Raw genomic sequence first — 16,694 nt, forward strand, 5'->3', positions numbered from 1 at the left:
GGCGCGGACCATAGTCCGCCCTACGCCACGGTCAATGCACCGGAGGCCGGTTCGGGGCCAAAAATATAAAAAAAATTAAGATGCTGATTTTCAATGATAAAAGGCAGTGTTGACGGTGTCTCGGCAAACCTCAGGGGCTATCGTCGTCGGCGGCAAGAAGGGTCGCGATGGCGTCGTGGGACCCGCCGCCCCGGGCAACGCGCTGATCGCCGTCACCGCTGTCGGGGCCGGGGCCGATGAAACCCTGGACCGGGTAGATGTGGATGCCCCAAGCGCCGGTGCGGGGGTTGAACACCTTCACTTGGCTCCAGTCGTTGGCAGGACTGACGTCGCGCACCGGATCGTCGGTGAAGATGGCGCCGTCGTCGAGCCAGTTGGCGTGATCGACCCGGATGGTGCGATCGTCGAGGATGGCGCGCACGACGGCGACATGGCCGCGGTTGGGCCCGGCGTAGTTGAACAGCACCATTACCGCGCCTTCACTCGGAATTGTCGAGCGGGCGAAGCGGCCGGCGGCCTTGTCCCACCAGGTGTAGGCGTCGCCATAGATGCTGACGCCGGAGTGGTCACGGGCATAGGGCACGCATTGCAGCGGATTGTCGGGGCGCACGGCAGGGTGATCGGCGGTCGACGGGCTATCGCCGTCGAGATCGGCGTAATCGGGGCTCGAGGCGCAGCCTGCAAGCCCAATACAGAAAGCGGCTGCCGCCGCGAGCCGAACGAATGACCCCACCATCACCGATCCTCGTCTATCGCTCCCACTGCGCGACCGGAAAAGTGTGAAACGGCTTTCCGCCAAATCGCGCGTCCCCGAACATGCAGCGACCGTGACGACGATCCTAACGTGTGCCTTTCAAGGCGAGGTTAGTCCAAACACTCGCATTCGATCGACTAAAATTTGAATCAATTTCGTCGCAAACAGCGTTTGGGATTGATCGAGATCAATCGATCACTCTTTCGGAGCGATCAGACGCGTGTCGCTGGCGCGCGGCAGGGTGGCGCCGGAGAAGCCCATGGCCCCGATGGACAACAGGCCGGTCACCGCGAAGATGAAGAAAGGCGCACTCCAGGCCGATTCGGTAAATGCGAACACCGGCAGGAACAGGCCGGCCACCAGCTCCGGACCGCCCCGCCAGCCGCCGACATAACGCTCGCCGGCGCGCAGGGTGCGGGTGAAGTTCATCCGGTTGGGATTGGCGAAGAACGCGTTCCAGGTTTCTTTGGCGTTGGACAGCACCAGCCCCGACGGGAACACGATCGACAACAACAGCGAGCGGTGCAGGCCGATCATGCGGTCACGGCCGAGGATCTTCTGGCCGAGCCAGACATAGGTCAACGACGCCGACAGGCCAAAGAAGGTGACGAACAGGCCGAGGCTTCCGACGCTCGTCAGGTACACGGCGCCGATGTACATCAACGTCAGGCTGATCACGGCGGAGAGGAATGCCAGTGTGTAAAAGCCGAACTGGCACATCTGCAACGTCATGGCTGCCTTGACGCCGAGCGGAAGATGGCTCGCCCACACGGTGGGAAGGAGCTTGCGCGCGCATTGGGCGTGGCCCTTGGTCCAGCGCGCCTGCTGCGCCCGCCAAGCGGCAGCGGTTTCTGGCAACTCGCCCGGTGCCACGACATCACCGACGAAGGCGCCGCGCCAGCCCTTGAGGGCGCAGCGCACCGACAGGTCGAGGTCTTCGGTCAGGGTATCGCCGGTCCAGCCGCCGGCATTCTCGATCGCCTCGCGCCGCCACACCCCGCCGGTGCCGTTGAACGACATCGGCAGGCCGGCGCGGAAGCGGCCTTCCTGTTCCACCGCAAAATGGGCGTCAAGCAGGCAGCCTTGGGTACGCGTCAGCCAGTTGGTCTCGCGATTGGCATGGCCCCAGCGCGCCTGCACGAAGCAGAGCCCGTCGTCGGCGACCAGCGCCGGAACGGTTTTCCGCAGGAAATCGGTGCCGGGCTCGAAATCGGCGTCGAACACGGCGACGAACGGGGCGTCGGAATGGGAAAGACCGAAGGCGAGGTTGCCGGCCTTGAAGCCGGTGCGGTCGGTCCGCTTCATCACCTGGACGTCGATGCCGGGACGGACCGAGGCGAGAATGGCGCGCTTGAGATCGTCGTGGGTGGCGGCATCGCCATCATCCAGCACCTGGATGTGCAGCTTGGACGCCGGCCAGTCGAAGTTTGAGGCGGCGGTGGCGACGCGCACCGCGAGCGGGCCTTCGTTGCGCACCGGGCACTGCACCAGCACATGCGGCAGGGCTTCGTCGGGCAGGGCGGGGCGGCGCAGCTCTTGGGCCGGCTTGAACAGGCGAAAGAAGCCAAGCATCACCAGCTGGGCCGACAACAAGCCCAGCAGCACCAGCACGACGGCCAGAGCGTATTGCAGAATCAGCGACAGGTCTGACATGCGGACTTAAACGTCCCCCATTACCTTAACCATGCCGCCGTTCGAGCGGTCGAGCGTATCGTGCCGAATTTGTTACGCGTGGCCACAAATCGCAAGAGGCGCGCGACGGTTTTGCCATGAAGTAATCCTGAAAGCGATTCGCAGAAAGGCGGATTGCCGCCGCGGACATGGTTTCTGCGGCAAACGGCAGCACGGGGGCAATAATTGTCAGTCCAAGGTGCGGCGGAACCGGGTGATGGCGATGGTGCCGGCGACGAACAAAAAGAGAATCATTGGCCAGACCTCCGGCCACACTTGCAGCGGGCCGTTGCCCTTGAGCAGGATGCCGCGGACGATGCGCAGGAAATGGGTAATCGGCAGGACTTCGCCAATCCCTTGCGCCCAGCTCGGCATGCCGCGGAACGGGAAAATGAAGCCCGACAGCATGATCGAGGGCAGGAAAAAGAAGAACGTCATCTGCATCGCCTGCATCTGGTTCTTGGCGATGGTGGAAATGGTGTAGCCCACCGCCAGCAGCGCGGTGATGAACACGGTTCCGCAGACTGCCAGCAGTCCGAACGAGCCGATCATCGGCACATGGAACACGAAGCGGGCGAGCAAGAGGATCAGACTGGCCTGGAAGGCGCCGACGAAAATGTTCGGCAGGATCTTGCCGACCATGATCTCGAACGGCCGTGCCGGCATGGCGAGGAGGTTCTCGTACGTTCCCCGCTCGCGCTCGCGGGTCAGGGCGATCGAGGTGGCGAGAACCATGGTCATGGTCAGGATGATGCCGAGCAGCCCCGGCACGATGTTGAATTGGGTGTTGGCTTCGGGATTATAGAGATTGTGGACAACGACGCTGTAGGGCGCCGGCCGCGGTGCCCGGTTGGCCAAGGGACCGACGAGATCGTCGCGCAGCGCGGTCTGGGCCAGTCCGTTCATTGCCGCGATGGCGTAGGAGCCGGCGGCCGGATCGGTGGCATCGGCCTCGATCAAGACCTCCGGGTTGGCGCCGCGCACCACGTCGCGCGAAAAGTTCGGCGGGATCAGGACGGCAAACGAGGCACGGCCCTCGGCCAGCATGGTGCGCGCTTCGCTCGGCGAGGCGGTCGCCTTGATGATGTCGAAATAGCTCGAGTTGTTCATCGCCGCGATCAGCGAATTCGCCATCGGCCCGGGATCGGCGACGCTGATAACGGTGTTCAGGTGCCGCGGCACCATGTTGATGGCGTAGCCGAAAATGAACAGCTGCATCAGCGGAATGCCGATCAGAAGGCCGAGGGTCATGCGGTCCCGGCGCATCTGGATCAGTTCCTTGCCGAGGATCGCGGCCATCCGGTGCAGGGTGAAGCGATGGTCCTTCATGAGGCGGCCCTCGCGCCGTTTTCCTGGAGCTGGATGAAGACGTCTTCGAGGCTGGGCTCGGCTTCGGTGATGGTCAGCGCCGGATCGCTGCGGTAAGGCGCCAGCGCCTGTTCGAGCAGGCGGCGGTCGTAGCCAGATACATGCAACATGGCACCGAAGAAGGCGACGAATTCGACCCCCGGCTTGCCGCGCAACTCCTCGGCCAGTTGGCGGGCGCCATCGCCTTCGATGGTGAAGGTGATGAGTCCGCTATCCGCGATGATTTTGGCGACCGGGCCCTGGGCCACCAGATCGCCATAGGAAATGAACACGATCTGGTCGCAGCGTTCAGCTTCGTCCATGTAATGGGTGGAGACCAGAACCGTGATGCCGTCGCTCGACAGCTTGTGGATCTCGTTCCAGAAATCGCGTCGCGCCTTGGGATCGACACCGGCGGTAGGCTCGTCGAGGAGAAGCAGGCGAGGCGAATGCAGCATGCAGGCGGCCAGCGCCATCCGCTGTTTCCAGCCCCCCGAGAGTTCTCCCGCCAGCTGCATCTGGCGGCTGGTGAGGCCGAGTTTTTCCAGCGTGCCGTCGACCAAATTTTTGGCATGCGGCAGGCCATAGACGCGAGCCACGAAGGCGAGGTTTTCGCGAATCGAAAGGTCTTCCCAGAAGCTGAATTTCTGGGTCATGTAGCCGGTCTCGCGCTTGATCTCTTCCGGCTGGGTGCGGAAATCATAACCGAGGCAAGTGCCTTCGCCGGCGTCGGCCTTCAACAGGCCGCACAGCATGCGGATGGTGGTGGTCTTGCCCGAACCGTTCGGTCCCAGAAAGCCCCACACCTGGCCTTCGGGTACGGCAATGTCGATGCTGTTGACGGCAGTCTTCTTGCCGAAGCGCTTGGTCAGGCCGCGTACATTGATGGCATAGTCCACGTCGCGCCTCCTACAGCGGATCGACGTCGACCGGCTGACCCGGATTGAGTTTCAGGCCGCCGTCGGCGCGCGCTTCCACTTTGAACACCAGCTGGCCGCGGCTCTGGTTCGAGAAGATCACCGGCGGCGTGTATTCGTGCTCGCTGGCGATAAAGGCGATAGTGGCGACGACATTGTCGGGACAACCGTCGCAATGGACTTTCACTTTCTGGCCGAGCTTGATGGCGGCGAATTCGGCTTCCGGCACGAAGAAGCGGACATAGACGTTCGCGGGCGGCAGCACCGACACCACGCTGGTCATGGCGGGGGCGTATTCGCCCTGGCGGAAAAAGACGTCCTGGACCCGGCCGGTCGTCAGCGACACGACTTGGCGCTGCGACAGCTGATAGGCGGCATTGGCGAGCGTCGCCTTGGCCTGGGCCTCGGTGGCATCGATCGCGGCGATCTGCGCCACAGCTGCGTCGTAGGCCGACTTGGCGGTATCGTAGGCTTGGCGCGACGTCGCCGCGCTGGCCATCAGCCCTTTTTGGCGGTCGAGCTGGCGCTTGGCGAGATCGAGATTGGCTGCCGCTTCGGCGCGCTGACCTTGGGCTTGGGCGATGGCGGCTTCGGCCTGATCGCGCGTCGCGGTCTGGCTGGTGTTGTCGAGCACGAAAAGGGTTTCGCCTTTGGTCACCCAGTCGCCGCGCTGGACTTTGACGTCGGTGACCCAGCCGGCGAGCGGGGCGGCGATGAAAGCGGTATCGCCCTCAGCATAACCGAGCCAGCGGCCCTCATGCGGCTTCTCGCAGCCGGCGAGGACGGCGAGCAACACTAGACCCAACGGTTTCACGTTCATGGCGTTTGTCCTTCGGGCGCGAGGCCGCGCATGACGACGTCGAGGTGGAAGGCGAGGAAGTTGGGGATGTCGAGCGGCTCGGCTTCGAACGGCGCGAACACGGTGCGCCAGATCAGGCTCATCAGGATCGCCGACATGATGGTGCGCACCGCGTATTCCGGCGCGATCGGGCGGATCTCGCCTTTGGCAATACCTTTTTCGATCACCCCCGACAGCATGCCGATCGCCTTCTGGATGACTTCGTCGTGCCAGAAGCGGGCAAGTTCGGGGAAATTGCCGCTCTCGCCGATGATGATCTTGGGCAGTACGGCGCCTTCGCTTTGCTGGATCATGCCGGCGATGACCGAGAAGAACAGGGTGAGGAATTCGCGTGCCGAGCCCTGGTGGGCATTGGCCTGTTCGATGCCGGCGGCCAGCGTCGCCCCGACATGTTCGCGGGCGAGTTGCTTGAAGACCTCTTCCTTGGACGGGAAGTAGAGATAAATCGTGCCCTTGGTGACGCCGGCTTTGACGGCGATGTCCTCCATGCGGGCGGCGGCGAATCCCTTTTCGGCAAACACGGCGAGCGCGGCCTCGAGGATTTCCCCGGGGCGGGCCTGCTTGCGTCGTTGCCAGCTGCGTAAGTGGCGGGCGGTGGTCGGCTTGTCCATGACATGAGATTTAAATTACTGACCAGTCAGTTAGCAAGTGCGTTGTTGCCACAGCCTTCGGGCGAAATCCGCTTTACCCCACCAACCTCCCGGAACGGTAAGGGCTTCAACCGGTTAAGCTGAGTCCCAGGGAGAACGACATGAGCCCTTTCAGGACGATTTCGACGGCGGCTGGCGCAGTGCTATTACTCGCTGGCTGCCAAGCGCCGGCGACCTATCAGCCGCGGACCGCCAACTCCGCTACCGGGTACACCGACGAGCAGCTGGCGCAGAACCGCTGGCGGGTGACCTTCACCGGCAATTCCTCCACCCGGCGCGAGACCGTGGAGAATTACCTGCTCCTGCGCGCTGCCGAGGTGACGCTGAAGTCCGGCTATCGCTGGTTCCTGTTCGATACCCGCGATACCGAAGCGCAGACCACCTATCAGAGCGATTTCGCCGGATGGCCGGGCTGGCGTGGCCACGGCTGGTATTGGCATTCCTGGCCGGGTGGCTGGGGCGCGGGTGGCGGCATGGAAACCTCCCGCCCGATCACCAGCTACGAAGCCTATGCCGAGATCGTGCTGCTGAGCGACGAACAGGCGCGGCGAGAGGCCCGCGCGATCCATGCCGACGAGGTGCTCGACCACATCGGCCCGATGGCGCGCTCGCCCGAGCCGCCGCGCCCCTAGGCGCGCAGCAACAGCCGAACCACATCGCCATCGCGCTCGCTGGAGAGAATTTCGATATTCTCCTGGCGGCACATATGCGGCAGATCGATATAGGCGAGGGGATCGTCGGCGACGATCGCGATGATCTTTCCGTGTGCGGAACGTAATGTTCGTTTCGCCAACAGTGCGGGAAGCGGGCACTTCAATCCGGTGAGATCGAGCGTTGCGTCGGCGCGCATGGTGTGTCCACTATTGTTTCTGCTCATGGCGGTCGCAGGCGGGCGATGTTCGCAAATCTCAGGCGCGAATATACCTATATCACCTCGGTGGCGCGAACCTTCTGGCGCCTCAGGACGATCAAACGCGACGGCACCCGTACCTTCGTCGACCTGATGGAGGGCTGGGCCGACAAGACGCCCACCGCCCCTGCCATCCTTTTCCAGGATCGCACCGTGTTCTGGCGTGGTTATGAGGAGGGCGCCAACCGCTTTGCCAATTGGGCCAAGAAAGTAGGCATTCGGCGGGGTGATGTGGTGGCGCTCTACCTCGATACCTGTCCGGAATATCTGATGGCTTGGCTCGGCTTCATGAAGCTCGGCGCCGTTACCGCCCTCATCAACACCAACCTGCGCGGCGCGCCGCTGGCCCATTCGATCGCCATCGCCAAGGCCAAGCTGATCGTCGTCGGGGCCGAGTTGCAGGACGCCTTCTCCGAAATCCACCGCGCCGCCGAGCCGTTGCCCGCCTTCGTGTTGGGTGGCGATCTCGATGCCGATCTCGATGCCGCCTCGCCCCAGCGGCCATCGCCGGCCATCCGCGCCGGTCTCACTGCAAGGGACATCGCGCTCTACATCTACACCTCCGGCACCACCGGCATGCCCAAGGCGGCCAACGTTTCGCACTTCCGCATGCTGTTCATGATGAACGGCTTCGGCGGCGGTCTGAAGACGCGCCGGCGCGATCGCACTTACATCCCGCTGCCGCTCTATCACGCCACTGGCGGGGTTTGCGCCGTCGGCATGACGCTGACCGCCGGCGGTTGCGTGATCCTGCGAAAGCGCTTTTCGGCAACCGCGTTCTGGGACGACTGCCGCACCTATCGCGCAACCCTGTTCGCCTATATCGGCGAGCTGTGCCGCTATCTCGTCAATTGCCCGCCCGATCTCAAGGATGGCCAGCACGCCTTGCGAGGCTGCACCGGAAACGGCCTCAGGCCCGAAATCTGGACTACATTCCAGAAGCGTTTCCGCATCCCGCGCATCGTCGAATTCTACGGTTCCACCGAAGGCAACGTTTCGATGTTGAACTACGACAATGTCGTCGGCGCGGTCGGCCGGGTGCCGTCCTACATGAAGAAGATTTTCCCGGTGCGGCTGGTGGCGTTCGACATCGCGGCGGAACAGCCGCTGCGTCGGCCCGACGGCTTCTGCATCGCGTGCCGGCCGGGCGAGGTGGGCGAAGCCCTCGGCGGCATTTCGGAGCGTCCCGGTCGTGCCTTTGAAGGCTATACCGCCGCTGCCGAGACCGAGAAAAAGATCCTGCGCGACGTCTTCACCAAAGGCGATCAATGGTTCCGCACCGGCGATCTGTTGCGCCAGGACGTGGCCGGCTATTTCTATTTCGTCGACCGCATCGGCGATACCTTCCGCTGGAAAGGCGAGAACGTCGCCACCTCCGAAGTCGCCGAGGCGCTGTCGGTGGTAGATGGCATCGAGGAAGTGAATGTCTACGGCGTCGCCCTGCCCGGATATGATGGACGGGCCGGCATGGCGGCGCTGGTCGTGCGTGCCGGCTTCGATCCGCGCGATGTGGTCGACCGGCTGATGTTACCCGCCTTCGCTCGGCCGCTGTTCCTGCGCTTGCGCCCGCGCCTGGAAATCACCGGCACCTTCAAGCTGAAGAAGACCGATCTCGTTGCTCAAGGATTCGATCCCGGCGCCATCGACGACCCGTTGTTCTGGCTCGATCCCGCCGATACCCGTTACAAGCCGCTGACGCAGTCGGTCCATGACGCGATCGTCACCGGCAAGGTGAAGTATTGACGTCTTAGCCGAACGTAATCTCGTCTGCCGGCTTCAGTCGGGCATAGCGGCCGTTCCAGATGTGCTGGGTATGGGAAATGATCGTCGCGGCGGGAAGAATCTCGCTGTCCAAGGTGGTGTGGGCATCGGCGGCGATGGTGACGCGATAGCCGCGTTCAAACGCCGAGCGCACGGTGGCGTCGACGCAATATTCGGTCTGCAGGCCGCAGATCGCCAGTGCATCGATGTCGGCAGCTTTCAGGTGCTGATCGAGATCGGTTTGATAAAAGCCGCTGTTGCGACGCTTGACGATGACGGGTTCGCCCGCGCGCGGCGCCACCTCGGGATGAAAGGCGAAGCCGGGCCCGTTCTTGTCGAAGGCATCGCCGGTGCCGCCGTCATGCTGAATGAAGATAAGTGGCGTGCCGGCGGCGCGCGCCCGCGCTTGCAAGCGGGTGATGGCGGCCACAACCTCGCCACTACGATACGGCTGGATCGTACCGAACATGGCTTGCTGCACATCAATGACCATCAGCGCCAGCATCAAAAACCCCCTGGACCATTGCGGTCCAGAGGGTTGTCCCTCTTGACGAAGGATGGCAAGCGCCGCGCGGCCGGTCTTAGTGACGCTTCAGGCGGACAACGACATCGACGCGAGCGACTTCGGTACCGGCCGGCGCATCCGGCAGTTTGGCGACGGCGATTTCTTCCGAGCCCGGAATATCCGACAGCATGCCGTCATCTTCGTAGTAGAAGTGCTGGTGCTCGGTGGTGTTGGTATCGAAATAGGAACGCGTCGCATCCACCATCACCTGGCGCAGCAGGCCGGCGTTGGTAAACTGATGCAGCGTGTTGTAGACGGTGGCCAGCGACACGCGGATGCCGCGATTGACGGCTTCAGCGTGCAGGGTTTCTGCTGTCAGATGGCGATGGCCGTTGGAGAACAGCAGATCGGCCAGTTCGTTGCGCTGCCGCGTCGGACGCAGGCCGGCGGCCCGCAGGCGCGTCACCGCGGATTCGTTTGTGGTATCACGCATTCTTTTACGCATATCACTTTCCTCAACTACTGACCGAACGGTACGGCCCAATAAAGTTATTCGCTCTCGCCTTTGACCGCGGCTCACGCTATGGAGTCCTCGCGTCAAGCGCGTTCTTGATGAAAGTGTACGCTAGTCGTTAGAATAGTTCTAACGTAGAAATCGTCGCAGGTACCCACACCAAGGGAACCGGAGTTAAGTAGCTGACAGATATGGAAAAAGTGGAAACCAAAAGTCCCGCGCGTCGGTCGAGCTTCGATCTGGCGGGTCTGATCGCCTGCGCCAAGGGTGAACTTTTCGGTATGGGTAACGCCCGTCTGCCGATGCCACCCATGTTGATGTTCGATCGCATTACCAAGATCGCGGACCTCGGCGGCAGTCACGACAAGGGCGAAGTCCAGGCTGAAATGGAAGTGCGTCCCGATCTCTGGTTCTTCAAGTGCCATTTCGAGAACGATCCGGTGATGCCGGGCTGTCTTGGTCTCGACGCGATGTGGCAACTGGTCGGATTCTTCCTCGGCTGGATGGGTGGCCCTGGCAAGGGCCGTGCTCTCGGCGTCGGCGAAGTCAAGTTCTCCGGCATGGTGCTGCCGACCAACAAGCTGATCAGCTATTCGATCGACTTCAAGCGCGTGATCATGCGGCGCTTGGTGATGGGCATCGCTGACGGCGTCATGAAGGTCGACGGCAAGGTGATCTACGAAGCCAAGGATCTTCGCGTCGGTCTGTTCCAGGATGCCGAGCCGCAGCCGGCCTGACCGGAGCGGATTGTTTCGGGACTTGACTGTGTCCTTCGGGTTTTGGGCGTGGTGGCGTTTTCCGTGCCGTGCCCGAACTGCTAGAGGATTGCTGTAACCGTTTTTGAAAGGAACTCGTCCATGAGGCGCGTTGTCGTCACGGGGCTCGGCATTGTTTCCTCCATCGGCAATACCGCGGCCGAGGTCACCGACAGTCTGCGCACGGCGCGCTCGGGGTTGTCGCTCCACCAGACCCACCGCGACATGGGTTTCAGGGCGCAGGTCGCCGGACAGGTGAAGATCGATTTCGAGGCGCTGATCGATCGCCGCGCCCGCCGCTTCATGGGCGACACCGCTGCCTATGCCTTCATCGCCATGGATCAGGCGCTGAAGGACTCAGGCCTCGAGGAAAAGGACGTCATCAACCCCAAGACCGGCCTGATCGTCGGCTCGGGCGGGCCCTCCACTAGGACGCTGTTCGCCGCCGACGAGATCGCCAAGGCCACCGGCCCCAAGAAGATCGGTCCCTTCGCGGTGCCCAAATGCATGTCTTCCACCTGCTCGGCAGTGCTCTCCACCTGGTTCAAGATCAAGGGCGTCAACTATTCGATTTCGTCGGCTTGTGCGACCAGCGCCCATTGCATCGGCAATGCGGCGGAGATGATCCAGTGGGGCAAGCAGGACGTGATGTTCGCCGGCGGCGCCGAGGAACTCGACTGGACGCTGGCGGCCCTGTTCGACGCCATGGGCGCGATGTCGTCGAAGTACAACGAGACGCCGGAAAAGGCCTCGCGCGCCTTCGACAGGGACCGCGACGGCTTCGTCATCGCCGGCGGCGGCGGTGTGCTGGTTCTGGAAGAGCTGGAACACGCCAAGGCCCGCGGCGCGAAGATCTATTGCGAGCTGGTCGGCTACGGCGCCACCAGCGACGGCCATGACATGGTGGCGCCCTCGGGCGAAGGCGCGATGCGCTGCATGCAGCAGGCGCTCGCAACCGTGAAGGGACCGATCGACTATATCAATGCTCACGGAACCTCCACCCCGGTCGGCGACATTGCCGAGGTCAAGGCGATGCGCGAAGTGTTCGGCGCCGCCATCCCGCGGGTCAATTCCACCAAGTCGCTGACCGGGCATTCGCTCGGGGCGGCGGGCGCGCAGGAGGCGATCTATTCGATCCTGCAGATGCAGAACGATTTCATCGCCGAAAGCGCCAACGTCGCCGAACTCGATCCCGAAATCGCCGATGCTCCGATCGTCCGGGCGCGGGTCGACAACGCCCGGTTGGAACGGGTGCTCTCCAACTCCTTCGGTTTCGGCGGCACCAACGCGGCGCTGGTGTTCGAGCGGGTTTAACCAACAGGTTGTCATCCCCGGCCGGGACAGCGCCGTGCCGCGAGGGGGAGGAGACCCCAGGTCGTCACATCGGCGCAGTGCGGCCGAAGTCAACGGAATTGCTTTTCTGGGACCTGAATGGCGTCCCCACCTGGGTCCCCTTCCCTTCGCCTGTTCGCTCTGCGAATAAGCACAGCCGGGGATGACAAATGTTGCATTAACGGCCATTTCGTCGCGTCCACCGGCCGCGGCCGCATCTGCTAGAGCTAGGACATGACAGACCAAAACAAATTGATGGCCGGCAAGCGCGGACTCGTGATGGGGGTGGCGAACGACCACTCCATCGCCTGGGGCATTGCCAAAACCCTGGCTACCCACGGCGCCGAAATCGCGTTCACCTATCAGGGCGACGCCCAGTTGAAGCGCCTGAAGCCGCTGGCAGCCTCGATTGGCGCCTCGATCATGCTACCTGCCGATGTCGAAGATGACGCTCAGCTCGACGCCGCCTTTGCCGCGATCGGCGAACAATGGGGCCATATCGATTTTCTCGTTCATGCCATCGCCTTTTCCGACAAAAACGAGTTGAAGGGCCGCTACGTCGATACCTCGCGCGCGAACTTCGCCAAAACCCTGTCGATCTCCTGCTACTCCTTCACCGCGGTAGCCCAACGCGCCGCCAAGCTGATGGCCGGTCGCGAGGGTTCGATGATCACCCTCAGCTATCTCGGCGCCAAGCAGGTGATGCCGTCCTACAATGTGATGGGCGTGGCCAAAGCGGCGCTGGAAGCTTCGGTCCGGTATCTTGCGGCCGATCTCGGGGCCGACCACGTCCGCGTCAATGCCATCAGTGCTGGCCCGATCCGCACCCTGGCGGGCTCGGCGGTGGGTGGCGGGCGTACCATGTTCCGCTGGATCAAAGGCCTGACGCCGCTGAAACGGACCATCGAGCTCGACCATCTCGGCGGCTCGGCGCTTTACCTTCTTTCCGGTTTGTCGGGTGGGGTAACCGGCGAAGTGCATTATGTCGATGCTGGGTATAACGTGATGGGCGTGCCGCCGGCTTCGTACCTGGAGAGTTGGGCGGCGGAAGGGGGAAAATCGGATGAGGGCTCGGACCGCTAGACTCGCAGCCGCAACGCTTGTCGTCCTCACTGCTGCGGCTGGCGCCGGCTGGCGCGAAGATGCCTCGTCGTCCGACGTCCAGCGCCTCGGCCAGCTTGCCGAATCCCGCGCCAAGGGAGTGCTGGAAGCCGCCAACGGCAATCCGGCCGACGTCGCAGCGATCCAGTCGATCCTTCAGGCGGCCCCGGTTGCGGCCGGACGGTTGGCCGGCACCTGGAAATGCCGCACGATGAAGCTCGGCGGGCTGACACCCGGCATCGTCTACGGCTGGTTCAGCTGCCGCATTTCGGAGCGCGACGGGCGCCTGTTCTTCGAAAAGCTCGGTGGCAGCCAGCGCACCTCGGGCTATCTCTATCCCGACGGCGGCGGCTACGTGTATCTCGGCGCCTCGTATGTCCACTACAACGGCGTCGCCGAAAAGCCGCCGCACTATTCCGGCACCGGCGCCAGCGTCGGCGCGGCCCAAACCCCCGACGACCAGATCGGATTGTTGTCGCTCCTCACCGACGGCCGTGCCCGGCTGGAGCTGCCCACGCCGGTGCAGGAATCGACCTTCGACGTGATCGAGCTGAAGCGCTGAGTGTCATCCCCGGCCGGAGGGCACGCGCAAGCGTGCTCGCAGGGGAAGGGGGCCCAGGTGGTCGAGGCACGCCAGCGTGAGGAATACGAGTCGACTTGGCTTTCTGAGGGTGCCTCGGTACTGAGACCTGGGTCCCCGATCTTCGCGGCAATCGCTGTCGCGACCGCCACTCGTCGGGGATGACACTCTTTGCTTACGCCCGCGCCTTCGCCGCCTCGGCAAAGCGCACGAACAGATAGTGCGAGTCCATCGGCCCGGGGGATGCTTCGGGGTGGTATTGCACCGAAAACACCGGCGCCCCGTCCAGGCGCAGGCCGCAGTTGGAGTTGTCGAACAGCGAAACGTGGGTCTCGATGACGCCGGCGGGCAGGGTGTCGGCATCGACGGTGAAGCCGTGGTTCATCGACACGATTTCCACTTTACCTGTCTCCAGATCCTTCACCGGATGATTGGCGCCGTGATGGCCTTGCGGCATCTTCTTGGTCTGGCCACCGAGCGCCAAGCCCAGCATCTGATGGCCGAGGCAGATGCCGAACACCGGCAAGCCCTTGTCGATCAGGCCACGGATGGTCGGAATGGCGTATTCGCCAGTTGCCGCCGGATCGCCGGGGCCATTCGACAGCACCACGCCATGCGGTTCATATTTCAGCACGTCGTCCAGCGTCGACCCAGCCGGCAGCACCGTGATGTCGGCGCCGAGCCCGGCCAGCATCCTGAGGATGTTCCGCTTGACGCCGTAATCGAGCACGACGGTGCGGAAAGTCGGGTTTTCCTGCTTGCCATAGCCCTTGTTCCACGCCCACGGCGTCTCGTCCCATTTGTACATCTGGCGCGAGGTGACCTCTTTCGCCAAGTCGAGCCCGACCAGCCCCGGAAAGGCGCAGGCCGCTTCCGCCAGCGCTGCCACTTCACCGCGCCCGATCACGCCGTGCGGCATGCCGTTTTCGCGGATGCGGCTCGCCAGCGCCCGGGTGTCGATGCCGGCGATTGCCGGGATGTTGTGCTTCTTCAGCCAGGCATCGAGGCTCATCAGGGCACGGTAGTTGGACGGGTTCGCCGCGTCGGCGCGCACGATCAGGCCACGCACATGCGGGGTGGTGTATTCGATGTCCTCGTGATTGGCGCCGACGATGCCGATGTGGGGGAAGGTGAAGCAGACGATCTGCCCGGCATAGGAGGGGTCCGACAGGATTTCCTGATAGCCGGTCATGGCGGTGTTGAAGCAGACTTCCCCGACCGCCTCGCCCGTGGCGCCGAAGCCATAGCCTTCGAACACGGTGCCATCGGCCAGAACCAGTTTCGCGCGAGGAAAGGCAGCCACCGCATCGGCGGTGGGCGTCAAAATCGTGTCGGTCATGGGAAGCCTCGAATTTCCCGGAAAATAGGGATGGGGGGCGGTGGGGTCAAGCCCGCAATTAGACGGAAAAAGCCATTATTTTCCAGGGTGTTGAATGCATTCTTCGGTTCCCTTGGCGCGTATCGAGGATATGAAATAGCCCGTCGCCCGCCGCTCCAGGGTGAACACGGTGGCCTTGAGACCGAGCCCCGAAAGGCAGATCTGGCTCGCCGATCCGGCTCTGTTGACCTCACGATCCATTTCCATGTCGACTTCGGGTTCGGGGCCCAAGATCGCGCGTAAGGCCGCCGCCGCAGCCGGGCGGGCGAGGTCGGCCGTGGGTTTGTGGCGGAAAATTCGCTGCAGGAGGGCATCGATGGTGTCGAGTTCCGGCACCACCGGTTTCTTGCCGTCATCGACGATGCGGTCGGGCAGGATGCGAAAGGTCCAATCAAGCTGACGGCCAACGCCGGACCCGCCAGCCTGAAACGATTTGAATTCATCCTTTACCCGAATGACGACGGTATCGGATGCGGCGGCGGCGATGTCGGGATCATCGATCATGTAGGCGTAGGACCCAACCGTGAGCGGCTCCGCTTTGATCCCATCCCAGCGCCAGAAGCTGATCTGACCAGCCACCGTTTCGCCGGCGAACTGGGCGTAAGTGGCGTGAATGGCAAACCGCAGATGTCCATCCACATCCGCTTTGAGGGGCATCGCGCCGCCGAAGATCGGGCCGCAATTCAGCCGGTCATCGTCATCGCCACAGGTGCCGCCCGTGCGCCACGCCTTCAGCACGGGAAAACGGCCCGGATCAGCGTTACGGATATCCCATACCACCTGCCAACGGCCTTCCCGGCGGGCGACGAAGAACACATTGCCCATCTCACCGAAACCGGACGAAACCGCATAAAGGCCCGGAGCCAACGGGTCGATGGAGGCGGGCGCGACGTCATTGAGGTTGTTGAAGCGCCAGTTGAGCAGGGCATTGCGCCGCGCTTCGAGAGTGAGATCGGGCTGGTTGTTGAGCCAGTCGACCGTCCAGTCCTGTGTCGCTTGCCAAACCGCATTCAGCGCGGCCTGTTCTTGCGGCGTCTCAACCCAGAAATCGCAGCCGTTGCCACGGCAGCCATGCAGCAGCACCGTGACCGCCTCCCCATACCGCTCCTGCGGCGTCAAATCGCCGGCTGAGGCAGCGGCCAGCACTCCCAAGCCGGTCGCCAAAAGCGCGCGAAGGAGGGAGGCCATAGCAGTCCCCTATGTCTTTGCAGGGCGAACACAGGCGTTGTTTGATGTGGCCGGTATTCGCGTGGCGTTGGCGATGAAATAGCCGCTGGCCCGCCGCACGACCTGAAAATGGAGGTCGAAGCCGTCAAAGCCATCGCTGAATAGGCATACCTGGGCGCCTTGTGCGTTCGGCCAGGTGACGAAATCGCCCCGGTCAGGCGTGTAGTTCGCCATCAGCGCCAGCGTCTCAGGCGTTGCCGCGCCTGCGACCGGCAGATGGCGCGCGAGCCGATCATAGACCTGATCGATGAAATCGGCTTCGGGATGAACGAGCCGCTTGCCGCCATCCTCGACCCGGTCGGGCAGGGCTCGGAACGTCCAATCAAGCTGCCGTCCCTCGCAGGCGCCGCAGGCTTCCAAGGACAGGTAATCGCTCTTGACCCGGACGACGACAGTATCGGCCGTGTCATGGCCGCGCAGGATATCGTCCTGT

18 protein-coding genes are annotated in these 16,694 nt (G+C 63.2%); 6 read left to right on the plus strand and 12 right to left on the minus strand.

Features of this window, described 5'->3' with window-relative positions:
- Positions 1-130: 130 nt before the first annotated feature.
- The 6 genes from AC1P6P_RS04560 to AC1P6P_RS04585 form a co-directional block, all read right to left on the minus strand.
- Positions 131-736, minus strand: coding sequence for a CHAP domain-containing protein (locus AC1P6P_RS04560; protein WP_481401249.1), 606 nt, complete (start codon positions 734-736; stop codon positions 131-133).
- 213 nt (positions 737-949) lie between these two features.
- A complete protein-coding gene (locus AC1P6P_RS04565; RefSeq protein WP_481401250.1) occupies positions 950-2,407 on the minus strand; it encodes a glycosyltransferase family 2 protein in 1,458 nt (485 codons plus the stop codon).
- A 207-nt stretch (positions 2,408-2,614) separates the two neighbouring features.
- Positions 2,615-3,754 (minus strand): ABC transporter permease, encoded by a 1,140-nt coding sequence (locus AC1P6P_RS04570; protein WP_481401251.1) that lies wholly within the window; start codon positions 3,752-3,754, stop codon positions 2,615-2,617.
- On the minus strand, positions 3,751-4,671 hold the full coding sequence (locus tag AC1P6P_RS04575; RefSeq protein WP_481401252.1) for an ABC transporter ATP-binding protein: 921 nt from the start codon (positions 4,669-4,671) through the stop codon (positions 3,751-3,753). The genes AC1P6P_RS04570 and AC1P6P_RS04575 overlap by 4 nt, the downstream gene beginning before the upstream one ends.
- Before the next feature lie 10 nt (positions 4,672-4,681).
- Positions 4,682-5,509 (minus strand): HlyD family secretion protein, encoded by an 828-nt coding sequence (locus AC1P6P_RS04580; RefSeq protein ID WP_481401253.1) that lies wholly within the window; start codon positions 5,507-5,509, stop codon positions 4,682-4,684.
- Positions 5,506-6,159 carry a TetR/AcrR family transcriptional regulator gene (locus tag AC1P6P_RS04585; RefSeq protein ID WP_481401254.1) on the minus strand — a complete coding sequence of 218 codons (654 nt, stop codon included), beginning with the start codon at positions 6,157-6,159 and terminating at the stop codon, positions 5,506-5,508. The genes AC1P6P_RS04580 and AC1P6P_RS04585 overlap by 4 nt, the downstream gene beginning before the upstream one ends.
- Before the next feature lie 140 nt (positions 6,160-6,299).
- Here AC1P6P_RS04585 and AC1P6P_RS04590 point away from each other — a divergent pair, with 140 nt between their 5' ends.
- Positions 6,300-6,830, plus strand: a complete 531-nt coding sequence (locus AC1P6P_RS04590; RefSeq protein ID WP_481401255.1) for a CC0125/CC1285 family lipoprotein — start codon at positions 6,300-6,302, stop codon at positions 6,828-6,830.
- Here AC1P6P_RS04590 and AC1P6P_RS04595 read toward each other — a convergent pair.
- Positions 6,827-7,048: a sulfurtransferase TusA family protein gene (locus tag AC1P6P_RS04595; protein ID WP_481401256.1), complete on the minus strand. Its 222-nt coding sequence runs from the start codon at positions 7,046-7,048 to the stop codon at positions 6,827-6,829. The two genes, AC1P6P_RS04590 and AC1P6P_RS04595, sit on opposite strands and share 4 nt — an antisense overlap.
- Before the next feature lie 45 nt (positions 7,049-7,093).
- On the opposite strand from AC1P6P_RS04595, the gene AC1P6P_RS04600 reads away from it, so the two are divergent.
- Positions 7,094-8,851: a long-chain-acyl-CoA synthetase gene (locus tag AC1P6P_RS04600; protein WP_481401257.1), complete on the plus strand. Its 1,758-nt coding sequence runs from the start codon at positions 7,094-7,096 to the stop codon at positions 8,849-8,851.
- Between the two features lie 4 nt (positions 8,852-8,855).
- Here the strand turns inward: AC1P6P_RS04600 and AC1P6P_RS04605 are convergent, their stop codons facing one another.
- Together AC1P6P_RS04605 and irrA are read right to left on the minus strand one after the other, a co-directional pair.
- On the minus strand, positions 8,856-9,374 hold the full coding sequence (locus AC1P6P_RS04605; protein ID WP_481401258.1) for a cysteine hydrolase family protein: 519 nt from the start codon (positions 9,372-9,374) through the stop codon (positions 8,856-8,858).
- A gap of 76 nt (positions 9,375-9,450) precedes the next feature.
- Positions 9,451-9,867, minus strand: coding sequence for an iron response transcriptional regulator IrrA (gene irrA, locus AC1P6P_RS04610; RefSeq protein ID WP_481401259.1), 417 nt, complete (start codon positions 9,865-9,867; stop codon positions 9,451-9,453).
- Positions 9,868-10,088: 221 nt separating this feature from the next.
- Between irrA and fabA the strand changes: the two genes are divergently transcribed.
- The 4 genes from fabA to AC1P6P_RS04630 all read left to right on the plus strand — a co-directional run bounded on the left by fabA (position 10,089) and on the right by AC1P6P_RS04630 (position 13,638).
- Positions 10,089-10,625, plus strand: a complete 537-nt coding sequence (fabA, locus tag AC1P6P_RS04615; protein ID WP_481401260.1) for a 3-hydroxyacyl-[acyl-carrier-protein] dehydratase FabA — start codon at positions 10,089-10,091, stop codon at positions 10,623-10,625.
- A 120-nt stretch (positions 10,626-10,745) separates the two neighbouring features.
- Entirely contained in the window at positions 10,746-11,957 is a 1,212-nt protein-coding gene (fabB, locus tag AC1P6P_RS04620) for a beta-ketoacyl-ACP synthase I (protein ID WP_481401261.1), read from the plus strand.
- A gap of 252 nt (positions 11,958-12,209) precedes the next feature.
- Complete coding sequence (locus tag AC1P6P_RS04625) at positions 12,210-13,058, plus strand: SDR family oxidoreductase (RefSeq protein ID WP_481401262.1); 849 nt, start codon at positions 12,210-12,212, stop codon at positions 13,056-13,058.
- Positions 13,039-13,638, plus strand: coding sequence for a DUF4893 domain-containing protein (locus AC1P6P_RS04630; protein ID WP_481401263.1), 600 nt, complete (start codon positions 13,039-13,041; stop codon positions 13,636-13,638). The genes AC1P6P_RS04625 and AC1P6P_RS04630 overlap by 20 nt, the downstream gene beginning before the upstream one ends.
- 193 nt (positions 13,639-13,831) lie before the next feature.
- Here the strand turns inward: AC1P6P_RS04630 and carA are convergent, their stop codons facing one another.
- From carA to AC1P6P_RS04645, 3 genes are all read right to left on the minus strand, one after another.
- Complete coding sequence (carA, locus tag AC1P6P_RS04635) at positions 13,832-14,995, minus strand: glutamine-hydrolyzing carbamoyl-phosphate synthase small subunit (RefSeq protein WP_481401264.1); 1,164 nt, start codon at positions 14,993-14,995, stop codon at positions 13,832-13,834.
- A 75-nt stretch (positions 14,996-15,070) separates the two neighbouring features.
- Entirely contained in the window at positions 15,071-16,222 is a 1,152-nt protein-coding gene (locus tag AC1P6P_RS04640; RefSeq protein ID WP_481401265.1) for a hypothetical protein, read from the minus strand.
- Between the two features lie 9 nt (positions 16,223-16,231).
- A partial coding sequence (locus AC1P6P_RS04645; RefSeq protein ID WP_481401266.1) for a hypothetical protein occupies positions 16,232-16,694 on the minus strand: 463 nt, incomplete at its 5' end.

Source organism: Rhizomicrobium sp. (assembly GCF_056722145.1).

Coding starts and splice junctions, on each gene's coding strand:
- AC1P6P_RS04560 (WP_481401249.1), bottom strand. CDS start 736: ATGGTGGGGTCATTCGTTCGGCTCGCGGCGGCAGCCGCTTTCTGTATT.
- AC1P6P_RS04565 (WP_481401250.1), bottom strand. CDS start 2,407: ATGTCAGACCTGTCGCTGATTCTGCAATACGCTCTGGCCGTCGTGCTG.
- AC1P6P_RS04570 (WP_481401251.1), bottom strand. CDS start 3,754: ATGAAGGACCATCGCTTCACCCTGCACCGGATGGCCGCGATCCTCGGC.
- AC1P6P_RS04580 (WP_481401253.1), bottom strand. CDS start 5,509: ATGAACGTGAAACCGTTGGGTCTAGTGTTGCTCGCCGTCCTCGCCGGC.
- AC1P6P_RS04585 (WP_481401254.1), bottom strand. CDS start 6,159: ATGGACAAGCCGACCACCGCCCGCCACTTACGCAGCTGGCAACGACGC.
- AC1P6P_RS04590 (WP_481401255.1), top strand. CDS start 6,300: ATGAGCCCTTTCAGGACGATTTCGACGGCGGCTGGCGCAGTGCTATTA.
- AC1P6P_RS04595 (WP_481401256.1), bottom strand. CDS start 7,048: ATGCGCGCCGACGCAACGCTCGATCTCACCGGATTGAAGTGCCCGCTT.
- AC1P6P_RS04600 (WP_481401257.1), top strand. CDS start 7,094: ATGTTCGCAAATCTCAGGCGCGAATATACCTATATCACCTCGGTGGCG.
- AC1P6P_RS04605 (WP_481401258.1), bottom strand. CDS start 9,374: ATGCTGGCGCTGATGGTCATTGATGTGCAGCAAGCCATGTTCGGTACG.
- irrA (WP_481401259.1), bottom strand. CDS start 9,867: ATGCGTGATACCACAAACGAATCCGCGGTGACGCGCCTGCGGGCCGCC.
- fabB (WP_481401261.1), top strand. CDS start 10,746: ATGAGGCGCGTTGTCGTCACGGGGCTCGGCATTGTTTCCTCCATCGGC.
- AC1P6P_RS04625 (WP_481401262.1), top strand. CDS start 12,210: ATGACAGACCAAAACAAATTGATGGCCGGCAAGCGCGGACTCGTGATG.
- AC1P6P_RS04630 (WP_481401263.1), top strand. CDS start 13,039: ATGAGGGCTCGGACCGCTAGACTCGCAGCCGCAACGCTTGTCGTCCTC.
- carA (WP_481401264.1), bottom strand. CDS start 14,995: ATGACCGACACGATTTTGACGCCCACCGCCGATGCGGTGGCTGCCTTT.
- AC1P6P_RS04640 (WP_481401265.1), bottom strand. CDS start 16,222: ATGGCCTCCCTCCTTCGCGCGCTTTTGGCGACCGGCTTGGGAGTGCTG.